Genomic DNA, 26,617 nt, shown 5'->3' on the forward strand with positions numbered 1-26,617 from the left:
AAGATCGGGCTGGCAAAAGACAGGCCGCAACGCCCGATCGTCCCCAGCCAAACGCATTTTCCGGTCGCCCGCATCCTCCCAGCGCGGCCGCAACCTTGGTCATGGAGACAACATGATTGCCGAACTTCTTCACAACAGGCCGCTGAGACGCCGCCTTGTCGCCGGATCGATCGCCGTCCTTGCCTGCGGCGCCGCGATCGTCTGGCATGGCGCCAGAAGCGAAGCCTCGAGCGCAAAGCCTGACGCGCCGGAGACGAAGCTGGTCAAGGCCGTCGAGGTGACGCCGGTTGCCAATGCCGAGGTCCGCACCGCCATTGGCGAGATCCGCCCAAGGCTCGAGAGCGACCTCGGTTTTCGCGTTTCCGGAAAGCTCATCGAACGCATGGCCGAGATCGGCTCGACGGTGAAGAAGGGCGAGGTGCTTGCCCGCATCGACGACCAGGATTACCGCAACCGGCTGCTCAGCGCCGAGGCGGATGTCGCGGCGGCGCAAGCCGTGCTGGTCGAGGCGAGCGCAGCCGAGGCCCGCATCGGCGCGCTGCTCGCCAAGGGCTTCACGACACGCGCCAGCTACGATGCGACGCTGAAGAACTTGCGTTCAGCCGAGGCCAAGCTGAAGTCGGCGAATATCGCCTTCCAGATGGCGAAAGACCAGCTCGGCTATACCGAGCTGCATGCCGATTTCGACGGCATCGTCACCGCCACCGGCGCCGAAGCCGGCCAGTCCGTCAATGTCGGGCAGATGGTGGCGCGCGTCGCCGATCCGAGCAGCCGCGACGCGGTGTTCTCGATCGCCGAAGCCGCCTTCGCCAACACGCCCGACACAAGGCGGCCGCCGAAGGTCACGGTCTCGCTGCTCAGCAATCCGGCGATCACGGCAACCGGTACTGTGCGCGAGATCGCGCCGGTTGCCGACGCCGCGACCCGCACCTTCCAGGTCAAGGTCTCGCTCGAGAATGCGCCCGCCGAAATGCGCTTCGGCGCCAGCGTCGGCGGCCGCGCCGAGATCGCCAGCGTGCCGGTTGTGGTGCTGCCCGGCAGCGCGCTGTTCGACAAGGACGGCGAGCCGGCGGTCTGGGTCGTCACCGCGACATCCGCCGTCGAGCTCAGGCCCGTCGCCGTCGCCCGCTACGAGACCGACCGCGTCGTCGTCAGCGACGGCCTCGCCAAGGGCGACATCGTCGTCACCGCCGGCGTCAACCGGCTGCGGGAACATGAAAAAGTCCGCACCGCTGAAGGGGAAGAGAAATGAACATGTCAAAGACCAAGGTCCTGATTGCCGGCGCCGGTCCGACCGGCCTGACGCTGGCGCTGTGGCTGACCAGGCTCGGCGTGCCGGTGCGCATCTTCGACAAGGCCGCCGCTCCCGGCGAGACCTCGCGGGCGCTCGCCGTCCAGGCCCGCACGCTGGAGTTCCACCGCCAGATCGGCATCGTCGACGACGTGCTCGCCGCAGGCGTGCGGCTGGAGCGGCTGACCCTGCACACGCCGGCTGGCGTCGCGGCAAGGCTGCCGCTGTCGGATTTCGGCCGCGGCATCAGCCCCTACTCCTTCGCCTTCGCGCTGCCGCAGGACATCCACGAACGCCTGCTGATCACGCATCTCGAGCGCGCCGGCGTCGAGGTCGAGCGCGACACCGAGCTTGTCGCCTTCCAGGACAAGGGCGAAGCGGTCATTGCGACGCTGAGCAGGAACGGCCGCACCGAGACCGTCAGCACGGCCTATCTCGCCGGCTGCGACGGCGCCCGCAGCGCCGTTCGCCATGGGCTGAACATCGGCTTCCCCGGCGGCACCTACGAGCAGTCCTTCTACGTCGCCGACGTGAAGGGCAGCGGCGAAATCACGCCCAACGGCATGGACACGACGATCAGCAGTTATGGCTTCGCCATCGTCATGCCGGTCCGGCAGTCGGGTTCGGTCAGGCTGATCGGCATCGTGCCGAAGGCGCACGAGGCGGACGAGACGATCACCTTCGAGGCGATCCGCGCCGATGTCGAACGCGACACGGGCGTCAAGGTCCATGAGGTCAACTGGTTCTCGACCTACCGCGTCCATCACCGCGTCGCCGAGCGCTTCCGCGCCGGCCGCGTGTTCCTGTGCGGCGATGCCGGCCACATCCACAGCCCGGCCGGCGGCCAGGGCATGAACACCGGCATGGGCGATGCGGTAAACCTCGCCTGGAAGCTCGCCGCCGTGGTCCAGGGCCGCGCCGATGCGCGCCTGCTCGACAGCTACGAGCCGGAGCGCATCGCCTTCGCCCATAAGCTGATCGAAAGCACCGACAAGGTGTTCCGCTTCGTCACCAGCCGCTCGCGGCTGGTCGGCCTGTTCCGGCGCTATCTGATGCCGAAGATCATGAACGCCGCGCTGCACACGTCGTTCGGCTCGCGCGCCTTCTTCGGCGTGATCTCGCAGGCGGCGATCGAGTACCGCGCCGGGCCGATCAGCGCGGGCACGGCCGGCAAGGTCGGCGGCGGCGACCGCCTGCCCTATGTGGTCGGCGCGAGGGGCGACAATTTCGAACCGCTGCGCTCGCTCGACTGGCAGATCCATGTCTATGGCGAGGTCAACGCCGAATTCCGGGCGATGCTCGCGCCGGCCGGCATCCCGGTCCATGCCTTCGCCTGGTCGGAAGCGGCCGGCAAAGCCGGCCTGCAGCGTGACGGCGCCTATCTGGTGAGACCGGACGGCCATGTCGCGCTCGCCTCGCCCGTCCAGGAGGCGGCGACTTTCCAGCGCTACCTCGCCGGCCTCGCCATCAGGCCGAGGACCGCCGAGCGCGCGCCCTACCGTGTGCCGGGCACCATGCACAGCCTGGCCTGACTTGCGACGGCGCCCGCCACGCGGCGGGCGCTGTCCGAACCCAACCATCATTTTTCGCTGGCCGGCAAACGCCGGCGGAACGCGCCTTCACGCGCGCTGAGAGGGATTGCATCATGACCAGCTTCAACCTTTCCGAATGGGCGCTGCGCCACCGGAGCTTCGTCATCTACCTGATGATCGCGGCGGCGCTTGCCGGCCTCTACGCCTATCAAGGCCTCGGCCGCGAGGAGGACCCGCCCTTCACCATCAAGACCATGGTGGTGAAGACGATGTGGCCGGGCGCCACGACCAGCGACACGGTGGAGCAGATCACCGACCGCATCGAGAAGAAGCTCGAGGAGCTTCCCGACCTCGACTACGTCAAGAGCTACACCAAGCCCGGCGAATCCGTCGTCTTCGTCAACCTCAAGGACACGGTCGCCGGCGACCAGGTGCAGCCGCTCTGGTACCAGGTGCGCAAGAAGCTCGACGACATCAAGCCGACCTTGCCGTCCGGCGTCCAGGGCCCGTTCTACAATGACGAGTTCGGCGACACCTATTCGCTGATCTACGGGCTGACCTCCGACAGTCTCAGCCATCGCGAGCTGAAGGACCTGGCCAGCAGCCTGCGCGCCGGGCTGCTCACCGTGAAGGATGTCGCCAAGGTCGATCTGGTCGGCCAGCAGGACGAGAAGATCTACCTCGAATTCTCGACGCAGAAGGTGGCGGCGCTCGGCCTCGACGTCGGCACGCTGTCGCAGGCGCTGCAGGCGCAGAACGCGCTGACGCCGAGCGGCACCGTCGATGCCGGCCCGGAGCGCATCGCCATCCGCGTTTCCGGTTCCTTCACCTCCGAGGAGAGTCTGAAGGCGATCAACTTCTACGCCAACGGCCATTATTTCCGGCTGGGCGACGTCGCCGAGGTCAAGCGCGCCTATTCCGATCCGCCGCAGCCGATGTTCCGCTTCAACGGCAAGCCGGCCGTCGGCATCGCGGTCTCGATGACCGCTGGCGGCGACGCGCTGGCGCTGGGCGAGAACGTCAAGGAGAAGATGCACGAGATGGAGGCCGAGTTGCCGCTCGGCGCCGAGCTCGGCCTGGTCGCCGACCAGTCGCATGTGGTGGAAGAGTCCGTCGGCGAGTTCACCAAGAGTCTCGGCGAAGCGATCGCCATCGTGCTTGCCGTCTCGCTGCTGGCGCTCGGCTGGCGCCCCGGCATCGTGGTGGCGGTCGCCATCCCGTTGGTGCTGGCGATCACCTTCGTCACCATGGAGTATTTCGGCATCTCGCTGCAGCGTATCTCGCTCGGCGCGCTGATCATCGCGCTCGGCCTTCTGGTCGACGACGCCATGATCGCGGTCGAGATGATGATCTCGCGCATGGAGGAAGGCCACGACAAGATCTCGGCCGCCACCTATGCCTATACCTCGACCGCCTTCCCGATGCTCACCGGCACGGTGGTGACGATCGCCGGCTTCGTGCCGGTCGGCTTCGCCAAGAGCGGCGCCGGCGAATACTGCTTCTCGCTGTTCGCGGTCGTCGGCATCGCGCTGGTCGTCTCCTGGATCGTTGCGGTGCTGTTCACGCCGCTCACCGGCGTCTTCCTGCTGCCGGAGCGCATCAAGGGCCATGACAGCCATCAGCCGTCGCGCATAGCCCGCGGCTTCGAGGCGCTGCTCGAAATGGCGATGCGGGCGAAGTGGCTGGTGTTGTCGGCGACCGCCGGGCTGTTCGCGCTGTCGGTCGTGGCCATGGGCTTCGTCGGCCAGGAGTTCTTCCCGAAGTCCGACCGGCCGGAGGTCATGGTCGATCTCACCCTGCCGCGCACCGCCTCGATCAAGGCGACCGACGCGGTGGTGGAGCGCGTCGAGAAGCTGCTCGCGGCCGACCCGGACATCGACCACTGGAGCTTCTACGTCGGTCAGGGCGCGGTGCGCTTCTACCTGCCGCTCGACGCGCAGCTCGCCAACGACTTCTTCGCCCAGGCGGTGGTGGTGACCAAGGGCCACGCCGTGCGCCAGGCGGTCATCGACCGGCTGGAGAAGAAGCTGTCGACCGGCTTCGACGATGTCATGGCCCGCGTCACGCCGCTGGAGCTCGGCCCGCCGGTCGGCTGGCCGCTGAAGTTCCGCGTCAGCGGTCCGGACCCGGACAGGACGCGCAGCCTGGCGCAGCAGTTCGCGCAGGTGCTGGGCAGCGATGCCGCGGTGCGCAACATCAACTACGACTGGAACGAGCCGGCCAAGGTCATCAAGGTCGAAGTGGACCAGGACCGGGCGCGTGCACTCGGCATCTCCTCGCAGCAGCTCTCCGAGACGATCAACGCGGTGCTGTCCGGCTCGAAGATCACGCAGATGCGCGACGACACCTACCTCGTCGACATCGTCGCCCGCGCCGTGGAGTCCGAACGCGCCAGCATCGACACGCTGCGCGGCCTGACGATCAGCGCCTCGGGCGGACGCCGCGTGCCGCTCGAACAGGTTGCCAAGCTCTCCTACCAGACCGAGCCGCCGCTGATCTGGCGCCGTGGTCGCCTGCCGACCGTGACCGTCCAGGCCGACGTCGCGCCGGGCAGCGATGCCACCGCGGTGACGCGCAAGCTGGAGAAGGCGATCACCGCCTTCAAAGCGGAGCTGCCGGCCCGCTACAGCGTCGAACAGGGCGGCGTGATCGAGGACAGCGCCAAGGCGCAGGCCAGCATCTTCGTGGTCTTCCCGCTGATGCTGTTCATCATGGCCACGGTGCTGATGATCCAGCTGATGAGCTTCCAGCGCCTCGTGCTGGTGCTGCTCACCGCTCCGCTGGCGCTGATCGGCGTCGCCGGCGCGCTGCTCATCTCCGGCGCGCCGATGGGCTTCGTCGCCATCCTCGGCGTGATGTCGCTGATCGGCATGGTGATCCGCAACTCGGTGATCCTGATCACGCAGATCGACCAGCACATCGCCGACGGCGAGGAGCCATGGGCTGCGGTGATCAGCGCCACCACGCACCGGCTGCGGCCGATCCTGCTCACGGCGGCGGCCGCCATCCTCGGCATGATCCCGATCGCGCCGACCGTGTTCTGGGGGCCGATGGCCTACGCGGTGATGGGCGGCCTGATGGTGGCGACAGTGCTGACGCTGGTGTTCCTGCCGACGCTTTACGTCACCTGGTTCGGCATCAAGGCGCCGGCCGAAACGACAGCAGCGGCGGATCCCGCCGTGGCGGCCGCCGAGCCGCAAGCCATCGCCGCCTGATGCGGCCACGCATTCCGACAAGCCACGGCGGAATGCCGCCGTGGCAGCCAAACACGTAACCGAAGGGAAACGACCATGACACCGTTCTTTGGAAACCTGCTCATCCGCGTCAACGCCGGCTTCCTGATCCTGGCATCGGCCGGCGGGCTCGCCACCGACATTGCCGGCTCGTTCTTCGGGCGCGGCGCCGAAGCCATACTGCTCGCCGACGCGCCCGGCACCGGCATCGGCTTCATCGAGGCGCACGGACTGGCCCTGATCATCGGGGTCACGCTCTCGCGCATCGCCTATTCGCGGACCTGGCATGCCTTCCTGGCTGCCGTCCACATGCTGCTCGGAACGGCAAACCTGTTGTTCTGGCAGTTCTTCATCGCCGCCGACGTGCTCGTCGTCGGCTACGTCACAACCGCGGCGCACTTTCTGTTCGTGGTTGCTCACCTCGCGGCTCTGGCGGGCACCGCCCGGCTTGCCGCGTCCCCCCGTTGAACTTCGATCGAGCCTTAAGGAGAGAGAACATGCGTATGAAATCAATAACGAAAATGCGTTCGGCCGCTGCCCTGCTCGCCATCGGCATGGCCGCCGTCGAGATCATCGGCGGCACGGTGCCGGCGCTGTCGCTGGTCGGCGCGGCCGAGGCCCGCGTCGGCCATCCCTGGACGCCGCGCAGCGCCGCCGGCGTCGCCCGCCGCAACACGACATGGCGGGTGCTGAGGCACACCACCGCCTGGGTCGCGACGCTGCCGGCCGGCTGCGTCCGCACCAAGGTCAACGGCTTCGACGTCTGGCGTTGCGGCGGCACCTACTACCGGGCCTATCAGGGCCGCTACATCGTGGTCGTCGTCGATTGACGATCGGCCTCGGGCTAAACCTCGCCGAGGGCAAGCCGCACGCCTTCGGCGAGATGCTCGGCATCTGCCCGGTTCTCGAAGGGCACGCCGCGCAGCGCGTAGTCGAGCGGCGCAAAAGCATCGCCCTCCTCGATGAGGGCGATCTGCCGCCGCGCCTTCTCCATGTCGCCCATCTGGGCATAGCAGGCCGCCAGTCGCGTCCGGATCCAGGGTGCCGGACGCGTGGCCAGTTCCAGCGCTTCCGCCGCCTGCCGGTATTCCCCCATCATATAGAGCGCCAGCGCACGGTCGAACTGGTACCAGTGCGGGTGCAAGGGATCGATGCGGATGCCGCGCGCCAGCCAGGTCAGCGCCTCCAGCGGCCGGCCGCGCATGGTCAGCAGCATGCCCATCTGCTCGATGCTGTCGGCATCGCAGGGATTGAGCTGCAGCGCGATGCGCATGTGGTGCTCGGCCGCCTCGTGGTCGCGCATATAGAGGCGGATCAGCGATTGCACGCGATGGCCGGTCGGCTGGTCCGGCGACAAGGCGAGGCCCTTGTCGGCAAGGTCACGCGCGTTCTGCAGCACCGCGTCGCTGGCGCGGCCGAACTCCCCGTCCAGCGAGCGCGCCAGGGCGAGATAGGTGTAGGCCAGCCCATAATTCGGATCCTTGGCGATGGCCGCCTCGAACAAGGCCTCGGCGCCGCGCTGGTCGGTCTGGGCCGGATCGCGCAGCAGCGCAAAACCGCGCAGCAGAAGCTCATAGGCGGCGAGGCTAGTCACCGGCTTGCGTGAGGCCTGCTCGAGCCCGGCATTGGTGACCCGCGTGACCAGCCGGCTGACGATCTGCTCGACGATCTCGCCTCCGGTCGCAAACAGGCCAGCGCCCTGCGACTGGTAGCGGTCGCCCCAGAGCTGGCTGGCGGTCGCGATGTCGACCAGGCTGACGGCCACCACGACATGCTCGCCCTGCCGGCGCAGCGACCCTTCGACCAGGTAGTCGGCGCCGATGCGGGCACGGATCTGCGGCCACTCGCCACGGCCGAACGAGGAGAAGGAAAAGCTCGAATTGCGCGCCAGCACGGTGACTGTGCCGAAGCGGGCCACGCCGTTGATCAGATCCTCGGCAAAGCCGTCGACCATCGCTTCGTCGGCCGGATCGCCGCTCTCGTTGCGAAAGCGAACGACCGCCACGATCGGCTGGGAACTCATCTCGGGCGCGGGTTCCGCCTCCGCGGCAAGCATGTAGCCGCGCTTGGAGACGGTGCGCACCATATCCTCGCCAAGCACCTTGCGGATTTCGCGCACGGACTGGGTGAGCGAGTCCTCGGTGACGTAGACGCCCGGCCAGACAACATCCATCAGCTCCGCTTTCGGCACGACACGGCCCATGTTGCGGGCAAGATGCGATAGCAGGGCGTAGGCCTTGGGGCGCAGGAACAGCGGCTCGTTGACGCCGCGCAACGTGCCCATGGCGAGGTCGAGCGTGAACCCGCCAAACCGGTATACCTGATCGGCAGCCGCCGTGGTCATCGGGACACCCCTTCCCCGGACAAGGATCATGCCGCTTCGAATTCCCACATCGACGGGGCATGACCGACGCATTATTGCCCAGTGCGCAATTTGGATCAAATTGGCAGTCCGCGCGGGCATTATCGTCGGCCGGCCAAATGCGAGGAACCATGAACCCGACCGAGAAAGCGCTGTGGTTTGTCGAAAGCCATCTGCCGGACGCGATTTCGCTCGACGATGTCGCGCAAAGCAGCGGCGTGTCGCGTTTCCACGTGACGCGCGCCTTCGGCGCCGCCACGGGGCGCTCGGTGATGGCTACATGCGCGCGCGCCGGCTGAGCGAGGCGGCGCGCAAGCTTGCCGGCGGCGCGCCCGACATCCTCTCGGTCGCGCTCGATGCCGGCTACGGCTCGCATGAGGCTTTCACCCGCGCCTTCCGCGACCTGTTCGGCACCACGCCGGAACTGGTGCGCGCGCAAGGCTCGACCAACACCCTAGACCTCGTGGAGCCGATCCTGATGGACCAGTCTTTTCTCAGCAATCTCGAACCGCCGCGCTTCGAGACCAGCCGCCCCTTCCTCATCGCCGGGCTCGGCGAACGCTACAGCTGCGAGACCAGCGCCGGCATTCCGATGCTGTGGCAGCGTTTTGGACCCTATATCGGCAACATCCCCGGCGAGACCGGCGACGTCGCCTACGGCGTCTGCGTCAACGGCGACGACGCCGGCAATTTCGATTATGTCGCCGGCGTCGAGGTCAGCGATTTCTCGGAAGTGCCGAAAGAGTTCTTCCGCGTGCGCGTACCGGCGCAGAAATATGCGGTGTTCTCGCACCGCGAGCACATCTCGACCATCCGCCGCACGGTCAACACGATCTGGAACAAATGGCTGCCGGCCTCCGGCCATGAGGTCGCCGACGCGCCGGAGTTCGAGCGCTACGGCCCCGAATTCGATCCGCGCAGCGGCAATGGCGGCCTGGAGATCTGGATACCGGTGAAGGGTTAGAGCGACAAATTCCAGGTCTGGCCGACCAGATCCTTGCCGAAGGAATGGTGGCGTTCTTCTTCCGTCAGTTCGAAGCCCGCCGCCTGATAGATGCGGCGGGCCGAGCCGAGGATGTCGTTGGTCCACAGCGTCAGCGTCCTGTAGCCTTTGACGCGGGCAAAGCCGATGCATTCATCCACCAGCCGCCTGCCGATACCAAGGCCGCGCGCGGACGGCTCGACATAGAGCAGGCGAAGCTTCGCCACCTGGTCCGACTTGCGCACGAGGAAGACCGAGCCGACGACCTCTCCTTCCCGCTCGGCGATCCAGGCACGCTCCCATTTCGGATCGAACTTCCTGACGAACTCGGCCAGGATCTCGGCGACCAGCGCCTCATAGGTTTCGTCCCAGCCATAGTCCTGCGCATAGATGAGGCCCTGGCGCCGCGTGACCCAGCCGATGTCGCCGACCTGCAAGGGCCGCAATACATACGGCACCCTGGGTTCCGGCTGATCGCCGAGCAGGCGCTGCACGGTGCCCATCGCCTTGACCAGCCTGTCCTGCTCGGCCGGCGGGAGCTTGTCGAGCAAGGCCTGGACCTGCGCATGCGAGTCCTTGTTGAGCGGCGCGAAAGCATCCCTGCCCGCCTGGGTCAGCGCGATCGAGGAGCGCCGGGCGTCGGCTTCGGTAGCGGCGCGCTCGACGAGACCGCGTTCCTCGAATTTCTTCAAGAGACGGCTGACGTAGCCGGCGTCGAGGCCGAGGTCGCGAACAAGGTCGCTGGCGACGAGGCCATCGTGATGGGCGAGCTCATAAAGCACCCGCGCCTCGGTCAGCGAGAACGGGCTCTTCAGCAGGCCTTCGTCGAGCAGGCCGATCTGGCGTGTGTAGAAGCGGTTGAAGGCGCGCACGGCGTCGATGCGCTCCTTGCCGGGTGGATGATGGATGGTCATGGCGCTTCTCCTGTCAGGGAGAAGATTGGCTATTTAGTTGACGGAGTCAAGTAAATGCTTGCTCGAAGCACCAGACAGAACGCCTGAGGCTGGCGGGACAGCGAAGGATCACGGCAACGGCCGTTGGCCACCTCACCCCATCGGCAAGGCTGGCCAGCGCTCGACAATGTGTCCGCCCGAAAACACCGCGATCGAGCCAAAGTGCTGCAGCACGGCCTCGCTCTGCGTCGGACGCAGGAAGGCGCAGTCGCCGGGCTTCACGTCGGCTCCGGCCGGCAGGGCCATGAACTGCTGGTTGGAGGACAGGCCCATCAGGCCGTTCACCTTCATGCCCTGCGGAAATACCGGCCCGGCCATCCACTTGCCGCCGTAGAGATAGCAGCCCTTGCGCGGGAACAGGCCAAGCGCCGTGAGCATCCGCGACACCGAGGCCGGCCCCGGCAGCACCGGCTCCACCACCTTCAGAATCGGCGTCGCGATGAAGGCAGCAGGCTGGAGGCCATCCAGGCCGGGCACGTCGAAATCGCTGGGCAGCACGAAAGCGGAGCCGATCGAGACTTCGTTGGCGACCCCGCCATGGTGCAGCAACGCCGTCTTCGAGCCGCCTATGTTCAGGATGCGCCGCTGATCCTCGCCGAGGCTGTCGGCGAATTCCTCGGCCAGCGCCTGGGCTTTCCTCAGCGCGCCGCCCTGGCCGCCGAACAGGCCGGGGATTTCCGGCGCGTGCGCCTCGTAGGCCATGATGCCTTCGCAGCGCAGGCCGTTCGGGATGGTCAGCGCCTTTATGTCCTCGGGGCTGGCGAATCCGCCGCGATGCAGCCCGACATCGATCTCGAAGGCAAAGCGCAGGTCGGTGCCAAGTTCGGCCGCCAGCGCGCCATACTCGGCCAGCCGCTGTTCGGTGTCGATCAGCCAGCAGACGCGCGACCAGGCGGCGCCGCCCTTGGTGAGCGCGGCTCTCGCCGCGCCGACCGGCATCGGCTTGCCGTAGAGCAGATCCGCCTCGGGAAAGGCGTCGAGTACGGCCTGCGTAATCGGCGGATGGAAGGTCATGAAACGGCTGGAGCCGAGCGCGCCGGCAATATGCTGAAGCAGCGGCATGGAGGCGAGCGACTTGTCGACCAGCCGCGCGGCGAGGCCCGGCGCCAGTCTTTCCTTCACCAGCGCGATGTTGCGGTCGAGCCGGTCGCGGTCGAGCACGAGCGCGGGCTGGAAGATGCCGGCTTGCCTAAGCGCCTCGGAGAGATCGGCGAAATAGGCGCTCATGTGTCGATGCCGAACAGGCTGGCCATGTAGGGCGACACGAAACGGTTTTCGGGATCGATATCGCGCCGCACCGCCATGGCGTCATCCCAGCGCGGATAGAGTTTCTTGAAATCCGCGGCCTTCAGGCTGTGCATCTTGCCCCAATGCGGCCTGCCGCCATACTTGCGGAAGATCGGCTCGGCCGCCCGCATGAAGGGCTCGGGATCGTTGGCCGCATCGTGGTGGATGGCGATCGAGCAGGTGAGCCTTTTGTGGAAGGGCGAAAGCCAGAATTCGTCCGGCGCAACCGAACGCACCTCCATCGGGAAGTAGACTTCCGGGAAGCGCTTCTCGGTGAGCTCGATGATCTCGGCCAGCGCCTTCGGCCCCTCCTCGAACGGCAGGTGATATTCCATCTCGTTGAACTTGGTCTGCCGATCGCTGGCATAGACGTTGAGCCAGTCCTGCACATAGTCCTCGGCCGGCAGCTTGGCGATCGCGCCCAGGATCAGCCGGCGGCGCAGCGACGGCAGCCAGGCGAGCGCGGTACGCAGCTTGCGCAGCGTCGCCAGCCCCGCCTCGTCCTCCTCGGTCGGTCGCGCGGTGGTCGCGGCGTCGGAGAGATCGCTGGCGATGAACTGCGCGTAGCCGGAGAAAGGTATGTAGTAGAACTCGGCCGAACGATGCGCAGCCAGCATCGTCTCGAAGTCTTTCAGCATCTCGGCGATCGGCAGCACCCATTTGCGGCGGCGCAGGCGGTAGGTCGGCATGTTGTTCATCGTCACTTCGGTGAGGATGCCGAAGGCGCCGAGCGCGACGCCGGTGGCGTGGATCATGTCCTGGTCCCCTGCCCGGCTGTATTCGCGCAGTTTGCCTGTCCCGTCGACGAACTGCAGCGTCTCCAACTGCGTATGGTAGGCGCCGAGCTTCGGGCCGGAGCCATGCGTGGCGGTGCCCAGCGCGCCGCCGATCGCCTGCTTGTCGATGTCGCCCATGTTGGGCAGGCCCTGGCCGATGCCTTGCAGCAAATGCATCAGCGGGCCGAGCCTCGTGCCGGCTCGCAGCCGCGCCCTGCTGGTCGCGGTATCATGCGAGACCAGCCCCTCGATCTTCTCCAGCGAGACGATGGTGCCGTCGGACTTGACCAGCGGCGTGAAGGAGTGGCCGGCGCCGGCGACGCGCAGCGGACCGGGCGCGATGCGCACCAGATCGGCAAGCTCACCGGCATCGGCGGGAGCGGCGATCAGCTTGGGCGCGGCCTGCACCAGGCCCGACCAGTTGCTCCAGGCGTTCGGCATCGCGCTTCTCCGCTCAGGCGACGGCGCGGCGGCGCCGCGTCACGAGGATGAACAGGCCGAGCAGCGCGACGCTGGCGGCGGCGCTGGCGGCGGCGAATTCCGGCACCGGCCGGAAATCCTTGTCGATCAGCAGCGAGGCGGCAATTGGGCCGATCGCCAGGCCGAAGAGCTGGGCCGCCGGCACCAGAAGCACCGCGGTGCGGGTCTCGTCGGCGGTGATCGCCAGGCGGATCTGGTAGGGAACGATGAACAGCAGGATGAAGCCCATCACCAAAGCGGCGACCCAGAATATCGTCAGGCCAGGTCCGCTGGCGAAAATCAGGGAGCAGACAAGAGCGACGGCGCCGATGGCGGTGATCGCCAGGCGATAGTCGAGGCGCGCCTCGAAGACCGTCGCGGTCAGGGCGCCGACCACCTGAGCGGCGAGGCTTGCCGACACCATCAGGCCGACCGTGCGGCCGTCGATGCCGAACTGCGCCCCGAGCGGCTCGAGGAAGGCCCAGATCGCGCCGAAGAACATGAAGTAGCAGAAGATCGAGAGCAGCGCGGCGATCGATCCGGGCGTCAGCACATTGGCGAAATGCTCATCCTTCGGCAGGTCGGCATAGTCGTCCGGCACGATCCAGGCGACCGCCAGCGAGGCGAGGCAGACCACGCCGAGGGCGAGGAAGCCGCCGGACGCGCCGGCGACCGGGACGACATAGAGCGCCAGGGTCAGCGCCAGCGCGCATTGCGCCAAGGTCTGCACGGTGACGAAATAGCCGCCGATGCGCTCGGCCCGGCGCGACCGGGCGATCAGCTCGGTGGCGACGGCGACCAGCCCGCCCTCGGCAAGCCCGGCCAGGCTGCGTGCGCCGATCAGCGCGTTGGCGCCGGCGGCATAGGCCGTCCACCAGTTGGCCGCCGCCAGCAGGAGCAGGAGGATGGCGCTCTTCCAGCGCATGTTGCGGGCCGACAGGGCCATGGCCACGACGCCCGAGCCGATGGCGATGGCGATCATCTCGGCGGTGGCGACCAGCGCCAGCTCGTCGCCGGTGACATGGCCTTCGGTGTAGAGCGCGCCGAGCAGCACCGGCTGAAGCCCGAGGATCAGCAGGCCGACCGAACCGATCCACAGCGCCGAAGCGAGCTGCGGGCCGCTCGGATTGCCGACCAGCCAGTCGCCGCCGTCCGTCTCGCCGGCTTGTGTAACCAAAGGCGCCTCCTCAACGTCCTTGCCGCATCGCCAAAAAACTGACAATCTGTCAGCATTTCTGGAAACTGATAGTTAATCATGTTTCTTGTCAACCGGAATTTTGGACCTCTCGCGAGAGATCGGGCGCAATGAGCGAAGCAAGGCGATTGGCGACGGCGCCCAGGCGCAGGCCGAAGCAGGAGCGCAGCCGCGAGCGCATCGACGCGATCCTTTCGACGACCATGCGGCTGATCGGCGAGAAAGGCATCGACGCCGTCACGATGAAGGAAGTGGGTGCGCTGGCCGGCGGACCGATCGCCACCGTCTATCACTATTTCCCCAACAAATCGGCGATCCTGGCGATGCTCTACGAGCGCTTCGCGGAGGAGAGCCGCGCGCGCTTCGGCGCCATCATCGCCGGGATCCGCGGGGTGGACGATGTGACGTCGGCCGCGGATCGGCTGCTCGACGACTACTACAGTCGCGTGGCGGCGGATCCGGCCATCCAGGACCTGCAGAACGCGATCCAGGCCGACAAGGCGCTGCAGAACCTCGACATCCCCGAGACCAGGCAGCAGGCGAAAATGTTCTGCGACCATGTCGGCCCGATGCTTGAGCCGGAGCGGCGCGAGGCGTTCGGCCGCGTGGTGTTCTTGGTCTTCCAGCTTGCCGGCGGCGTGGTGCGGCTGGCGCTGACACAGGATGAGGCCGAGAGCCGGCGCACGATCGATGACTACCGGTCGATCATCCACACGCAGTTGCGGCTGTTCCTCTGATCGGCGTCAGGGATCCAGCTTCGGCCCAAGAATCTCCACCAGCCAGTCGACGAACACCCGCACCCTTGGCGACAGCTGGCGGCTGCGCGGATAGAGGACCGAGATCGGCGTCGGCGTCGGCGGATTGTCTGGAAGCACCTCGACCAGACGACCAGCCTCGATGTCATCGGTAAAACGGCGACGCGGTGCCTGGTAGAGGCCGAAACCCTGGAGCACCAGCGTGGCGGCCGTGTCGGAGTTGGAAACCGTGACCCGCGACGGCAGCACGATCTCGCGCACCTTGCCGTCGACGGTGAATTCCAGCGGCATCACCTGCCCGGTGCGCGACGAGACGAAGCCGATCATCACATGACCAGCCAGCTCGTCCAGGTCACACGGCCGGCCATGGCGCTCGACATAGTCGGCGCTGGCGAGCGTCGCCTCGCGGGCGATGCCGATGCGGCGCGCGATCATGTCACTGTCGGGAAGCGTGCCGGCGCGCACCACGCAGTCGACGCCCTCGCGCACGAGGTCGACGAGGCGGTCGCCCTCGCCGATATGCAAGCTGAGCCCAGGATAGCGGGCGAGCAGCGCCGGCAGTTCCGGGATGACGACGGTGCGAGCCAGGTTGCCGTTGATGTCGATGCTGAGCCGCCCACGGACCTCATGCGCGCCGAAGCCGCCCTCGGCGTCCTCGATGTCGGCGAGGATGCCGATACAGCGCTGGTAATAGGCGTCACCATCGAGAGTGGTCGTGACGTGGCGGGTGGTGCGCCGAAGCAACTGCACACCCAGGCGCTCCTCCAGCTGCTTGATCGCGGCGGTGGCGCTGGAGCGCGGCAGACCGAGATCGGCGGCGGCAGCGGTGAAGCTGCGCCTTTCCACGACGCGGGTGAAAAGCCGCATGCTGTCGAACCTGTCCATCAGCGATTGTTCGCATAAGCTGAATAGTGTTGGCAATCCGTGCCCGATTATATCGTCCAGCAAGGCGAGTATATGCATCTCCATCCAAAACAGAAGGAGTTCTCGCCATGACCACTCGGCCCATCGCTCTCATCACCGGGGGCAGCCGCGGCCTCGGCCGCAACACTGCGCTCAGCCTCGCCCGCAAGGGCGTCGACGTCATCGTTACCTATCACTCGCGCGCCGACGAAGCTGAGGCGGCTGTCGCCGAAATCGAGGCTGCCGGCGGCCGCTCCGCAGCACTCCAACTCGACACCGGCGGCATCGCCACCTTCCCCGCCTTCGCCGAGGCGTTGAAGAAGACGCTGAAGGAGACCTGGCAGCGCGACCGCTTCGACTATCTCATCAACAATGCCGGCACCGGCCTGCGCAAGATGATCGCCGAGACAACCGAGGAGGAGTTCGACACGCTGATGAACACCCACCTCAAGGGTGTGTTCTTCCTCACCCAGGCGCTGCTGCCGCTGATCAATGACGGCGGCCGCATTATCAACATCTCCAGCGGTCTCGCCCGTTTCGCCGCACCCGGCTCGTCGGCCTATGCGATGATGAAAGGCGGCATCGAGGTGTTCACCCGCTACCTCGCCAAGGAACTCGGCCAGCGCGGCATCACCGCCAACACCGTGGCGCCTGGCGCAATCGCCACCGACTTCAACGGCGGTCATGTGCGCGACAATGCCGAGATCAACCGCATGGTGGCCGGCGTCACCGCGCTCGGCCGGACCGGCGTCGCCGACGACATCGGGCCGATGATCGCCTCGCTGCTGTCGCAGGACAATCGCTGGGTCAACGCCCAGCGCATCGAAGTCTCCGGCGGGATGAACATCTAGGTAACCTGGCGGATCAGCCCTTCGAAGCCGTCGGCGAGATTTGAATTGCCGGCGGCGACGAAGTTCGAAAGGCGCCTGGCTCGCCCAGGGGTCTTGTTGGCGTCGAGCAGCACCGCCCTGCCTTCATGCATGACGAAATCGAACTTGCCATAATCGAAACCAAGTTCACGCCTTAGCGCGCGAAGCTCGTCGGGAACCGGAACAGGTTCGCGGCGGATCGTATCGTCGCCCTTCACGAGACTTTGCGGCGAGACGTGGCGGGTGCAGCGTTCGCGTTCGCCGCAAAACAGCCAGAAGCGGGCTCCAAAGCCGTCCGGCTCCGGTTCGGGAACGAATTTTTCCACCACGAGATCCTCGCGGTCGAACACCGTCGTCGGAACATCGGCAAGCGAGCCATGGACACGATAGCCGTCCAAGGCTTCGAGGCCGGGAAACGGCTCCGGCTTGCCGGCGCGTCGCGACCGCCGGTTCAGCGAGCGCTCGCGCGTTCCGTGGTTGTTGAGGCTGCTCTTCACGATGACCGGGCCCTGCCATGCGTCGCCCCGGCCGATCACGGCACCGCTGACGCGACGCTTGGAGATGTCGGCGGCGCCGATGTTGAGGCAGAAGGGAAACGCGCGCGCGTATTCGACATATTCGGCCGGCGTCACGGTCGCGTCGACATGCAGTACCGCGATGTCGGCTTCCGGCCTGGCCGCCGTGCCGGCAAGGACGTGGACCGAATGGCCGCGCCGCTTCAGTTCTTCCAGCAGGTCGAAGAGCATGTAGGGGCTGTCGCGGCGCAGCAGCAGCCCACGTCGGCTCTGAAACCGGTCGAACTCATGCGTGATGACCGCGATGCGCACCATATGCCCCTTGGTTTCCAGGCGGCCATCAAGTAATCGACACCGTTGCGTGGGAACCGGGGCGTTTTGCATGACGCAGCACTGGAATGCAATTCGCAGGCACTGGCAGTTGCTTGGGCCGCCACTCAGGCCGCCGGCGGAAGCCGTCGCAACATATGAGCGAGAACTCGATCTGTCCGGAGCACACGTCGTTCTGCTCGGCGTGACGCCGGAACTTGCCGGCCTCGGGGCGACGATGACGGCCGTCGACGAGTCTCCCGAAATGATCGCGGGAATCTGGCCGGGCGACACGGCGTCGCGCAGAGCGGTGAACGGCGACTGGCTTGACCTGCCCGTTCCTGGCGCAAGCGTGGATGTGGTAATCGGTGACGGGTGCCTTTCCGCGCTCGCTTTGTCGGTCGCACGGCGGGCGCTGTTCGCGGCAATCGCACGCGTGCTCCGTCCAGGCGGCCGAGCGGGGGCGCGCCTCTTTGCCGGTCCGCAAGCACCCGACGACCCGCACGCGGTACGGGGGCTCGCGCTGTCCGGCGGCGTCTCCACCTTCCATGAGCTCAAATGGCGCGTCGCCATGACCGCGGCGGGCAACGCGCCCGACTATGCCATCCCCGTGAAGACCATTGCGGAACGGTTCGACGCGCTGTTTCCCGACCGCGCGGAGCTTTCAGCACGCACCGGGTGGGAATTGCCGGTCATCGGCACCATCGACGTCTACCGCAACTCTTCGGCTATCTACAGCTTCGCGCCGGCAGACGTGCTGATTGGCGAGGCGCATGCGTTCTTCGACGATGTCGGCGTCGTTCCAACAGGCAGCTATGGTCTCGCCGAGCGATGCCCGCTGCTGGTGCTGCGCTCGCCGAGGCGTTAAGGGGCACCGATAAAATTCCTTCGCGATCCCATCGGCGGAGACCGCGTTCCTCGTGCGAATGCAGGCCGGGAAAAATTTCGCGCGGTTCGCTCCTTGCGCGCGCCTTGACTCTCGAAACCCTCCGGCCTATCTCAGCGCCACGTTAGCACTCGCCTTGCGTGAGTGCTAACTCATATCCGGCCTCGCCGGATGGAGGAACAGTTCTCACCGTTCTCATCGAGGAAGACACTAATGGCAAAGTCCAAGTTCCGCCCGCTTCATGACCGCGTGGTCGTTCGCCGGGTCGAATCCGAATCCAAGACCGCCGGCGGGATCATCATCCCGGATACGGCGAAGGAAAAGCCGCAGGAAGGCGAGATCATCGCCGTCGGCTCCGGCGCCCGCGACGAGGCCGGCAAGCTCGTGCCGCTGGACGTCAAGGCCGGCGACCGCATCCTGTTCGGCAAGTGGTCCGGCACCGAAGTCAAGCTCAATGGTGAAGACCTTCTGATCATGAAGGAATCCGACATCATGGGCATCATCGGCTGAACATCGGCCTCACCGTCAACTGAATCTTGAATCTGCGGGTTCGACCCGAACCCCTGACAGGAGCTTACAATGGCTGCAAAAGACGTAAAGTTTTCCCGTGATGCCCGCGAGCGCATGCTGCGCGGCGTCAACATCCTCGCCGACGCCGTGAAGGTGACCCTCGGCCCCAAGGGCCGCAACGTCGTCATCGACAAGTCGTTCGGCGCCCCGCGCATCACCAAGGACGGCGTCACCGTCGCCAAGGAAATCGAGCTTGAGGACAAGTTCGAGAACATGGGCGCGCAGATGGTCCGCGAAGTCGCTTCGAAGACCAACGACATCGCCGGTGACGGCACCACGACCGCGACCGTTCTGGCGCAGTCGATCGTCCAGGAAGGCCACAAGGCGGTTGCCGCCGGCATGAACCCGATGGACCTGAAGCGCGGCATCGACCTCGCCGTGACCGAAGTCGTCGCGGCGCTCGGCAAGGCCGCCAAGAAGATCAAGACCTCCGAGGAAGTCGCCCAGGTCGGCACGATCTCGGCCAATGGCGACGAGTCGGTCGGCGCCATGATCGCGGAAGCGATGCAGAAGGTCGGCAACGAAGGCGTCATCACGGTCGAGGAAGCCAAGACCGCCGAGACCGAGCTCGAAGTCGTCGAAGGCATGCAGTTCGACCGCGGCTATCTCTCGCCCTACTTCGTCACCAATGCCGACAAGATGGTTGCCGATCTCGAGGACGTCTACATCCTCCTCCACGAGAAGAAGCTCTCCAACCTGCAGGCCATGCTGCCGGTGCTCGAGGCTGTCGTGCAGACCTCGAAGCCGCTGCTCATCATCTCGGAAGACGTCGAAGGCGAGGCCCTGGCCACGCTGGTCGTCAACAAGCTGCGCGGTGGCCTGAAGATCGCCGCCGTCAAGGCGCCGGGCTTCGGTGACCGCCGCAAGGCCATGCTGGAAGACATCGCCATCCTCACCGGTGGCCAGGTCATCTCGGAAGACCTCGGCATCAAGCTCGAGAACGTCGGCCTCAACATGCTCGGCCGCGCCAAGAAGGTGTCGATCTCCAAGGAGAACACCACCATCGTCGACGGCGCCGGCAAGAAGGCCGAGATCCAGGGCCGCGTCGCCCAGATCAAGCAGCAGATCGAGGAGACCACCTCGGACTACGACAAGGAGAAGCTGCAGGAGCGTCTGGCCAAGCTGGCGGGCGGCGTCGCGGTGATCCGCGTCGGCGGCGCGACGGAAGTCGAAGTCAAGGAAAAGAAGGACCGCGTTGACGACGCGCTGAACGCGACCCGCGCGGCCGTGGAAGAAGGCATCGTCGCCGGCGGTGGCGTTGCCCTGCTGCGCGCTTCGGGCAACCTGAAGGCCACCGGCGCCAACTCCGACCAGGCTGCCGGCATCAACATCGTGCGTCGCGCGCTGCAGGCTCCGGCCCGCCAGATCGCGGCCAACGCCGGTGCTGAGGCCTCGATCGTTGCCGGCAAGATCCTGGACAACAAGGGCGCCACCTTCGGCTACAACGCCCAGACCGGCGAATATGGCGACATGATCGCCATGGGCATCGTCGACCCGGTCAAGGTCGTTCGCACCGCCCTGCAGGACGCGGCCTCGGTCGCCGGCCTCTTGGTCACCACCGAAGCCATGATCGCCGAGGCTCCGAAGAAGGAGTCGGCCGGCGGCATGCCCGGTGGCATGCCCGGCGGCGGCATGGGCGGCATGGGCGGCATGGATTTCTAATCCAGCTCTCTCGCGAAGCATACGGAAAGGGCGCCGAAAGGCGCCCTTTTTCGTTGTCGCTTAACGCTGCGTCAGCGAAGGCCTTGCGGCTCTAAGTCCTGCCCGCTGACTCTTTCCTGAGCAAATCGTCAACCAAATCAGCTATTTCGATCAAGCGCTTGTGACCGAGCCAGAAATTGTAGGACAATAAATTTTAACACATTCACGGTTACTAAAGAACGGAGCACCGTAAGGTTGCTCGAGATTGCAGCGTTCTTCAGGTCAGCCTCATGCAGATTTTCCGGCGGTTTTCGCGTAGCCGCGATGGCAACGTCCTCATCATCTCGGCCCTGGTGCTGCCGCTGCTCATCGGCATGGCGGCGCTGGTCACCGAATATGGCGGAGCCCTGGTCGAGCGCTCCGACAACCAGCGCATCGCCGACCTCTCGGCCTTTGCCGGCGCGCTTGCCTACAACGCTACGAAGTCCACCGATCAGATGAAGGCGACGGCGGTCAATGTCGCCGTGCTCAACGGGGTGCCCGCGGCCGACGTGCAGGCCTCGCTGGTGACGTCGCCGAAGACCAGCGGCATGAAAGCTGTTGCGGTGACGATCAACACGCCGAAATCGCTGATCCTGGCGCGGGTGCTGCAGGACCGCCAGCAGTTGAACATCCACGCCAACTCGATCGCAGAAGTCGGTGCGGCGGCGTCGACGCCCGGCTGCATGCTGGCGCTCGACGGCACCCAGACCGGCATCACGCTTTCCGGCGGCACCAAGATCAGCGCGCCGAAATGCACGGTCTCGTCGAACAACACAGTGACGGTGCCTTGCGGAACGACCATCTCGGCGATCGGCGTCACCTACAATTCGACGACGGCGCCAAGCCAGCCCTGCAGCGGCATCACCGGCACGATCTCCAAGAAGTACACGGCCGATCCGCTGGCCGGCAACACGGCCGTCGCCGCCGCCGTCGCCCGCATCACAACCGTGGCCGCGCTTTCGACGACGACCGCGCCGACGGCGCCGACCACCCCCACCGGCAGCGATATCGCTTTCGCATGGAACCAGAGCTCGACGCAGAGCCAGGCAACCACGCTCGGCTGCACGGCCAGCTGGGCATCGGCGACCTCGACCTGGACGCTGAATTGCGGCAGCAAGACCACGGTCAACCTGGGCACCATCACCATCGGCGGCGGCATCAACCTCAATTTCGCCACCAGTGGCGCGGCGAGCACCGTCTACAACATCGCCGGCGACCTCACGACCAGCGCCACGACCAAATTCGGCCCCGGCACCTACAATTTCGCCAAGACACTGACCACGGCCGGAACCACGACCTTCGGCGCCGGCACCTACAATTTCGGCAAGCAGGTGACGACCGCTGGGATAACGACCTTCGGCGCCGGAACCTTCAACTTCACCAAGGGCCTGACGACCGGCGGCGGCGCCACCACGACGTTCGGCGCCGGCACCTTCAAGATCGGCATCAGCGACAACACCTGCGGCGGCACCGCGCGTGTCAGCCTCTGCAACACCAGCACGCTCACCTTTGGCGGGCCGAGCACGTTCGAGCTGCCCGGCGGCTTCAACAACACCGGCGGCGCGACGTTGACCTTCGGCTCCGGCACCGCCAACAGCTACAAGATCGGCCCCGGCAGCAATGGCGACGCCATCACGCTCGGCGGCGGCTCCAAGACCCTCCTGGCCGACGCCACCAGTTCGGGCGTGTTCCAGGTGGTCGGCAACGTCAATGGCGGCGGTGGCGGCAGCTGCTTTGTCGTGCCGGCCACGGCGCAGCACGACATCGAAGGCAACTTCATCGGCTCCGGCGCCATCCTGCTCGGCGCCGGCATCTACACGGTGGACGGCTATTTCGCGCTCGGCGGCAGCGGCGGCGGCAGCGCCAGCTGCGGCGGCTCGACGATCAGCATCAGCGGCACCGATGTGACGCTGGTGCTGTCGGGCAAGGCCAAATCGAGCTCGGGAAGCTGCAACGGCTATGTCTTCTGCGTCGCGGCCGGCTACAGCAACATCGTGCTCACCGCGCCGCAGACCGGCGCCACGGCCAAGCTCGCCGTGATCGGGCCGACCTCGACCTCGGTCACCGCCGGCGCCACCTTCGCCGAAGGCGGCTCCAATGCGCAGATCTCCGGCGCCTTCTATTTCCCCTATGGCCCGATCATCATGAACGGCGGCTCCAGCGTGCTCGGCTCGGCCACCGACGCCACCAAATGCCTGCAGATGATCGGCTCGCGCATCACGCTGTCGGGCGGCACGGCCGCTGCGAGCGAATGCATCGCCGCCACGAGCGCCTCCACCGCGAGCAAAGTGAGCTTGGTCCAGTGATGATTTCAAACATCCTTCGCCGCCTGCCGCGCTTGTTGCGCGGCTCGGCCCTCGCCCGCTCCCTCTGCCGCGATCGATCCGGCGTCTCGGCGGTCGAGTTCGCGCTGGTCAGCCCGGTGCTGATCACCATACTTGCCGGAACCGTCGACATCGGCGCTTCGCTCAAGGCAAAATTCGATCTGACCTCGGCGATCTCCGCCGGCTCCAACTATGCCCTGCTCGGTGCCGACAAGGTCACATCGACCGGCGGCGCCACGCTCGCCGCCAACATCATGGCGGTGGTGAGCAGCGGCCTCAGCAGCACCGGCGGCACCATCAAGGTGGTGGTCAACAATGGCGCCTCGATCACCTACAACGCCAGCACGGCCACCGCGAGCCAGAGCGGGACGGCATCCAACGCCGACCTCTGCTATTGCCCGACGGTTTCGGGGACCACGGTCACCTGGGGCACGTCGGTGACCTGCAGCACCGCTTGCCCCAAGGGCGGCATTTCCGGAAAGTTCGTGGCCATCACCGCAAGCAGGCCGTTCGCGCCGCTGTTCGGCGGCCTCGGCATCGTCAAGAGCGGCAACATCGGCGTCGAGGCCATGGTGCAGCCGCAATGAAGAGCCTGTCGTCATTTCTCCGCGACAGGTCCGGCGCCAATGCGGTCGAGTTCGCGCTGCTTTCGGTGCCGCTGCTGATGGTGCTGTTCGGCACGGTGGAGTTCGGCCGCATGTACTGGGTGCAGCACGCGCTGCAGGAAACCGCGACCTCGGCGGCGCGCTGCGTTGGCGTGCTGCAGAGCGGGTGCACGAAAAGCGGCGTCTACAACTCGGCCAGCACCGTCAGCTACATCAGCACCATGGCCGCGACCGACGGCATCGCGCTGAGCGGCAGCAACATCACCGTCAACAACAACACGACCTGCTCGGGCCTCAGCGGGTTTTCGACGGTGCGGATATCCTACACATTCTCGACCGTGCTGCCGACCTTCCTGACCGCGCTGGCCAATGGGCCGCTGCTCAGCGCAACGGCCTGCTTCCCCAACCAGGGCGCCTAGAGCGTTTCTCCATTTCACGGAGACGGCGAACCGCCCTATCTCTCTGCTTTGACACAATTCCGGAGGCGCATGAACTGCTCTAAACGGTAGCTTCCTCGCGCTCCGCCGCCTTGCCGGCACGCACCGCCGCCTCCACCAGCGCCGTCACTTCATCGGCCACGGCCGTGAGCGGCCCGTGGTCGCGGGTGGCTCGGGCGATCACCATCAGGCCCTCGAGCGAGGATTCGACGAGCAGCGCAAGCGCCTGCGCGCGCCGCTCGGGCACCCCTGCCCTGACGAATGCCTGGCGCAGCAGGCCAATCCACTGCTCGAAGGCCGAGCGGCACAATTCCGCCAGCTCCGGTGTTGGCGAGTCCAGCACGACAGGCGCGATCGGACAGCCGAGCGAGAACTGGTTCTCCTCCAGCATGGTAGCCACCGACTGATAGATGTGGCGGACCGATACGGCCGGGTTGTCTTCCGCCGCCAGCGCAGCACCCAGCCGCTCCGTCACCTCGGCGACGCTGGCGCGCGTCACCTCGATGACCAGCTGGTCCTTGCCGCCCGGAAAATAAAAGTAGAGCGAGCCGCGGGGGGCCGCGCTGGCGCTCAAAATGTCGTTCAGCGAGGTGCCGTGATAGCCGCGCTGCCTCAGCAGCAGGCCGGTCGTCTCGAGTATGCGGGCCCGGGTGTCGTTCGCCATGTCAACCTCTGTCAGGAGCAACCATTATAGGCCTTGCGCAGAATATGACAATCGGTCTACATAATATGCAGATCGGTCTATATATACACTCGTCGACCCAGGAGGACACGATGACAATTCGCGAGGCTTCGGCCGAATGGCAAGGCACGCTGAAGGAAGGTTCGGGCCGCCTGCGGCTTGGTAGCGGCGTCTTCGAGGGCGCCTATTCCTTTCCGTCGCGTTTCGAGAATGGCCCCGGCACCAACCCGGAAGAGCTGATCGCCGCGGCGCATGCCGGCTGCTTCTCGATGGCTCTGACCTTTGCTCTCGGCCAGGAGGGTCACGTCGCGCGGAACATCCGCACCATTGCCAGGGTGCATCTCGGTGCGACCGCGGCGGGCCCGACGATCACGCGCATCGACCTCGAAACGGAGGCGGAGGTCGCGGACCTCGCGCAAGACGAATTCGAGCGCCTTGCCCAATCCGCCAAGGCCGGCTGCCTCGTCTCGCGCGCGCTGGCCGGCGTGCCTCAGATCAACCTCAGGGCGATCCTCGTCGGTGCCGGACAATGACCTCAGGGGAAAACGCAATGAAACCCGATAGCATCATCGACATCCACCCAGACGACCAGTCTCGAGAGACGGCCGAGATCATGCGGCGCTTCAACGACGTGTTCCAGCGCCACGACCCGTCGGCGCTGGCCGAACTGGTGGGCGAGAACTGCGTGATCGAAAACACCGTACCGGCGCCCGAGGGTGCCCGCCACACAGGCGGCGAAGCGTGCGTCGGGCTATGGACGGCGATCGCAACCCAGGCCGGCACGCGCTTCGACATGGAAGAAACCTTCGTCGCCGGCGAGCGGGCGACGATCCGCTGGCGCTACTGGATGGCGGACGGCAATTCGCTGCGCGGCGTCAACCTGATGCGCGTTGCCGGCGGACGCATCGTCGAGGCGATGGGATATGTGAAGGGGTAGCGCCGATTGGCGCTACCGGTCCGTCAGCGCCAGCTTGGCGCCGAGCATGACGAAAGCACCGGCGAAGGTGCGGCGCATCCAGGTCAGCACCTTCGGCCGCGACACGACATGGCTGCGGATCGAGGCCGCGAAGATGCCGTAGCCGGCGAAGACGACGAAGGTGACGAGCATGAAGACGCCGGAGAGCTCCAGCATCTTCGAAAACGCGTTCGGTTCGGTGGTGCTGACGAATTGCGGCAGGAAGGCAAAGAAGAAGATCGACAGCTTCGGATTGAGGATGTTGATCAGGATGCCGGACGTGATCACCTTGCCGGCCGAGCGCGGCGCGACGTTCTCGTCGACACTGAGGCCGCCCTTCTCCTTCAGCGTGTTCCAGGCCATGTAGAGCAGATAGGCGACGCCCAGATATTTCAGCGTCTCGAAGGCGACAGCGCTGGTGTGCAGCACCGCGGCAAGGCCAGTGATGGCGGCCGCCATATGCGGGATGATGCCCAGCGTGCAGCCGAAGGCGGCAATGATCGAGGCGCGAGCGCCGCGCGAAAGGCCGGCGCTGAGCGTGTAGAGAACGCCGGTGCCCGGCGAGGCGACGACGATCAGCGTCGTCAACAAGAATTCGATGCTCATAGATCCTCCGCAGCCCCTGCCCGGCGCGGAAGGTATCCGGCCGCTTGAGGCGGGGCAAGCGGGGTCGGTGAGCAATCTCCCCCCTCGAGGGGGAGACCAACAAGCGGCAGCCCATGCGCGGCACGCGCCATCAGGCAGTCGTCGCCGCCGGGCATGCAGGCGCGGCAGACATCGGGGCGGAGCTCATAGATGCCGCAGGCCGTCTGCTTGCCGATCTCGCCGGAGAGCGCGGAACAGCGCACGCCCTCGCAGCGCATGCCGGACAGGTCGGCCGACACGAATTTCTCCGGGATGCGATCGAGCTGCGCGTCGTCTTCCGTCGAGAAACGCGGCCATTCGGCCGAGTAGGAACAGCAGGCGCCGCAGCTCTGGCAATCAAAGACGACGCCTTCAGCGACACCTGTCCAGCCGAGGCCGCTGGCAAAGCCGGATGGCCAGTTCGAATCTT

Annotated in this window: 24 protein-coding genes and 2 pseudogenes; 16 read left to right on the forward strand and 10 right to left on the reverse strand. The window is 66.2% G+C overall.

The window, feature by feature from the left end:
• Positions 1-112: 112 nt before the first annotated feature.
• The 5 genes from EN857_RS25320 to EN857_RS25340 all read left to right on the forward strand — a co-directional run bounded on the left by EN857_RS25320 (position 113) and on the right by EN857_RS25340 (position 6,886).
• On the forward strand, positions 113-1,252 hold the full coding sequence (locus EN857_RS25320; RefSeq protein ID WP_135859302.1) for an efflux RND transporter periplasmic adaptor subunit: 1,140 nt from the start codon (positions 113-115) through the stop codon (positions 1,250-1,252).
• The gene (locus EN857_RS25325) at positions 1,249-2,823 is read left to right on the forward strand and encodes an FAD-dependent monooxygenase (RefSeq protein ID WP_210235148.1); all 1,575 of its coding nucleotides are present in this window, start codon (positions 1,249-1,251) and stop codon (positions 2,821-2,823) included. The genes EN857_RS25320 and EN857_RS25325 overlap by 4 nt, the downstream gene beginning before the upstream one ends.
• A 113-nt stretch (positions 2,824-2,936) precedes the next feature.
• Positions 2,937-6,038, forward strand: coding sequence for an efflux RND transporter permease subunit (locus EN857_RS25330; protein ID WP_281015753.1), 3,102 nt, complete (start codon positions 2,937-2,939; stop codon positions 6,036-6,038).
• Between the two features lie 75 nt (positions 6,039-6,113).
• Complete coding sequence (locus EN857_RS25335; protein WP_127285530.1) at positions 6,114-6,524, forward strand: hypothetical protein; 411 nt, start codon at positions 6,114-6,116, stop codon at positions 6,522-6,524.
• Between the two features lie 29 nt (positions 6,525-6,553).
• Entirely contained in the window at positions 6,554-6,886 is a 333-nt protein-coding gene (locus EN857_RS25340; protein ID WP_135859303.1) for a hypothetical protein, read from the forward strand.
• Positions 6,887-6,900: 14 nt separating this feature from the next.
• On the opposite strand, the gene EN857_RS25345 is transcribed toward EN857_RS25340, so the two are convergent.
• Entirely contained in the window at positions 6,901-8,400 is a 1,500-nt protein-coding gene (locus EN857_RS25345; RefSeq protein ID WP_127392350.1) for a winged helix-turn-helix domain-containing protein, read from the reverse strand.
• Positions 8,401-8,549: 149 nt separating this feature from the next.
• Here EN857_RS25345 and EN857_RS25350 point away from each other — a divergent pair.
• A pseudogene (locus EN857_RS25350) lies at positions 8,550-9,382 on the forward strand (AraC family transcriptional regulator).
• Here EN857_RS25350 and EN857_RS25355 read toward each other — a convergent pair.
• From EN857_RS25355 to EN857_RS25370, 4 genes are all read right to left on the reverse strand, one after another.
• Entirely contained in the window at positions 9,379-10,314 is a 936-nt protein-coding gene (locus EN857_RS25355) for a bifunctional helix-turn-helix transcriptional regulator/GNAT family N-acetyltransferase (RefSeq protein ID WP_127285526.1), read from the reverse strand. The pseudogene EN857_RS25350 and the gene EN857_RS25355 overlap by 4 nt on opposite strands.
• A gap of 132 nt (positions 10,315-10,446) precedes the next feature.
• Entirely contained in the window at positions 10,447-11,580 is a 1,134-nt protein-coding gene (locus tag EN857_RS25360) for an alanine racemase (protein ID WP_127392349.1), read from the reverse strand.
• Entirely contained in the window at positions 11,577-12,857 is a 1,281-nt protein-coding gene (locus EN857_RS25365) for a D-arabinono-1,4-lactone oxidase (RefSeq protein WP_127392348.1), read from the reverse strand. Before EN857_RS25365 ends, EN857_RS25360 begins: the two co-directional genes overlap by 4 nt.
• Before the next feature lie 13 nt (positions 12,858-12,870).
• On the reverse strand, positions 12,871-14,052 hold the full coding sequence (locus EN857_RS25370; RefSeq protein ID WP_127392347.1) for an MFS transporter: 1,182 nt from the start codon (positions 14,050-14,052) through the stop codon (positions 12,871-12,873).
• Between the two features lie 128 nt (positions 14,053-14,180).
• Between EN857_RS25370 and EN857_RS25375 the strand changes: the two genes are divergently transcribed.
• Positions 14,181-14,807, forward strand: a complete 627-nt coding sequence (locus EN857_RS25375; RefSeq protein WP_189521663.1) for a TetR/AcrR family transcriptional regulator — start codon at positions 14,181-14,183, stop codon at positions 14,805-14,807.
• Positions 14,808-14,813: 6 nt separating this feature from the next.
• Here the strand turns inward: EN857_RS25375 and EN857_RS25380 are convergent, their stop codons facing one another.
• Entirely contained in the window at positions 14,814-15,710 is an 897-nt protein-coding gene (locus EN857_RS25380; protein WP_127392346.1) for a LysR family transcriptional regulator, read from the reverse strand.
• 107 nt (positions 15,711-15,817) lie between these two features.
• Here EN857_RS25380 and EN857_RS25385 point away from each other — a divergent pair, with 107 nt between their 5' ends.
• On the forward strand, positions 15,818-16,579 hold the full coding sequence (locus tag EN857_RS25385; protein ID WP_127392345.1) for an SDR family oxidoreductase: 762 nt from the start codon (positions 15,818-15,820) through the stop codon (positions 16,577-16,579).
• Here the strand turns inward: EN857_RS25385 and EN857_RS25390 are convergent.
• Positions 16,576-17,427, reverse strand: coding sequence for a hypothetical protein (locus EN857_RS25390; RefSeq protein ID WP_127392344.1), 852 nt, complete (start codon positions 17,425-17,427; stop codon positions 16,576-16,578). The two genes, EN857_RS25385 and EN857_RS25390, sit on opposite strands and share 4 nt — an antisense overlap.
• Before the next feature lie 67 nt (positions 17,428-17,494).
• Here EN857_RS25390 and EN857_RS25395 point away from each other — a divergent pair, with 67 nt between their 5' ends.
• The 6 genes from EN857_RS25395 to EN857_RS25420 all read left to right on the forward strand — a co-directional run bounded on the left by EN857_RS25395 (position 17,495) and on the right by EN857_RS25420 (position 23,908).
• Positions 17,495-18,289 carry a class I SAM-dependent methyltransferase gene (locus tag EN857_RS25395; RefSeq protein WP_127392343.1) on the forward strand — a complete coding sequence of 265 codons (795 nt, stop codon included), beginning with the start codon at positions 17,495-17,497 and terminating at the stop codon, positions 18,287-18,289.
• A gap of 231 nt (positions 18,290-18,520) precedes the next feature.
• On the forward strand, positions 18,521-18,817 hold the full coding sequence (gene groES, locus EN857_RS25400; protein WP_006203049.1) for a co-chaperone GroES: 297 nt from the start codon (positions 18,521-18,523) through the stop codon (positions 18,815-18,817).
• Between the two features lie 69 nt (positions 18,818-18,886).
• Positions 18,887-20,539 (forward strand): chaperonin GroEL, encoded by a 1,653-nt coding sequence (gene groL / locus EN857_RS25405; protein ID WP_135859304.1) that lies wholly within the window; start codon positions 18,887-18,889, stop codon positions 20,537-20,539.
• A 269-nt stretch (positions 20,540-20,808) separates the two neighbouring features.
• Positions 20,809-22,866 (forward strand): pilus assembly protein TadG-related protein, encoded by a 2,058-nt coding sequence (locus EN857_RS25410; protein WP_135859305.1) that lies wholly within the window; start codon positions 20,809-20,811, stop codon positions 22,864-22,866.
• Positions 22,866-23,471, forward strand: coding sequence for a TadE/TadG family type IV pilus assembly protein (locus EN857_RS25415; RefSeq protein WP_135859306.1), 606 nt, complete (start codon positions 22,866-22,868; stop codon positions 23,469-23,471). The genes EN857_RS25410 and EN857_RS25415 overlap by 1 nt, the downstream gene beginning before the upstream one ends.
• Complete coding sequence (locus EN857_RS25420; RefSeq protein ID WP_127393748.1) at positions 23,468-23,908, forward strand: TadE/TadG family type IV pilus assembly protein; 441 nt, start codon at positions 23,468-23,470, stop codon at positions 23,906-23,908. The genes EN857_RS25415 and EN857_RS25420 overlap by 4 nt, the downstream gene beginning before the upstream one ends.
• Positions 23,909-23,987: 79 nt before the next feature.
• Here the strand turns inward: EN857_RS25420 and EN857_RS25425 are convergent, their stop codons facing one another.
• A complete protein-coding gene (locus tag EN857_RS25425; RefSeq protein ID WP_135859307.1) occupies positions 23,988-24,590 on the reverse strand; it encodes a TetR/AcrR family transcriptional regulator in 603 nt (200 codons plus the stop codon).
• 110 nt (positions 24,591-24,700) lie between these two features.
• Here EN857_RS25425 and EN857_RS25430 point away from each other — a divergent pair, with 110 nt between their 5' ends.
• Complete coding sequence (locus tag EN857_RS25430) at positions 24,701-25,141, forward strand: OsmC family protein (RefSeq protein WP_127393746.1); 441 nt, start codon at positions 24,701-24,703, stop codon at positions 25,139-25,141.
• 17 nt (positions 25,142-25,158) lie between these two features.
• Positions 25,159-25,545 carry a nuclear transport factor 2 family protein gene (locus EN857_RS25435; RefSeq protein ID WP_127393745.1) on the forward strand — a complete coding sequence of 129 codons (387 nt, stop codon included), beginning with the start codon at positions 25,159-25,161 and terminating at the stop codon, positions 25,543-25,545.
• Between the two features lie 12 nt (positions 25,546-25,557).
• On the opposite strand, the gene EN857_RS25440 is transcribed toward EN857_RS25435, so the two are convergent.
• Both EN857_RS25440 and EN857_RS35845 read right to left on the reverse strand, forming a co-directional pair.
• Complete coding sequence (locus EN857_RS25440) at positions 25,558-26,169, reverse strand: LysE family translocator (RefSeq protein WP_127393744.1); 612 nt, start codon at positions 26,167-26,169, stop codon at positions 25,558-25,560.
• Between the two features lie 98 nt (positions 26,170-26,267).
• Positions 26,268-26,552: pseudogene (locus EN857_RS35845) on the reverse strand (YkgJ family cysteine cluster protein); the annotation flags it as partial.
• Positions 26,553-26,617 lie beyond the last annotated feature (65 nt).

Source organism: Mesorhizobium sp. M4B.F.Ca.ET.214.01.1.1, from assembly GCF_004791545.1.
In the GTDB taxonomy this organism is placed as follows: Bacteria; Pseudomonadota; Alphaproteobacteria; order Rhizobiales; family Rhizobiaceae; genus Mesorhizobium; species Mesorhizobium abyssinicae.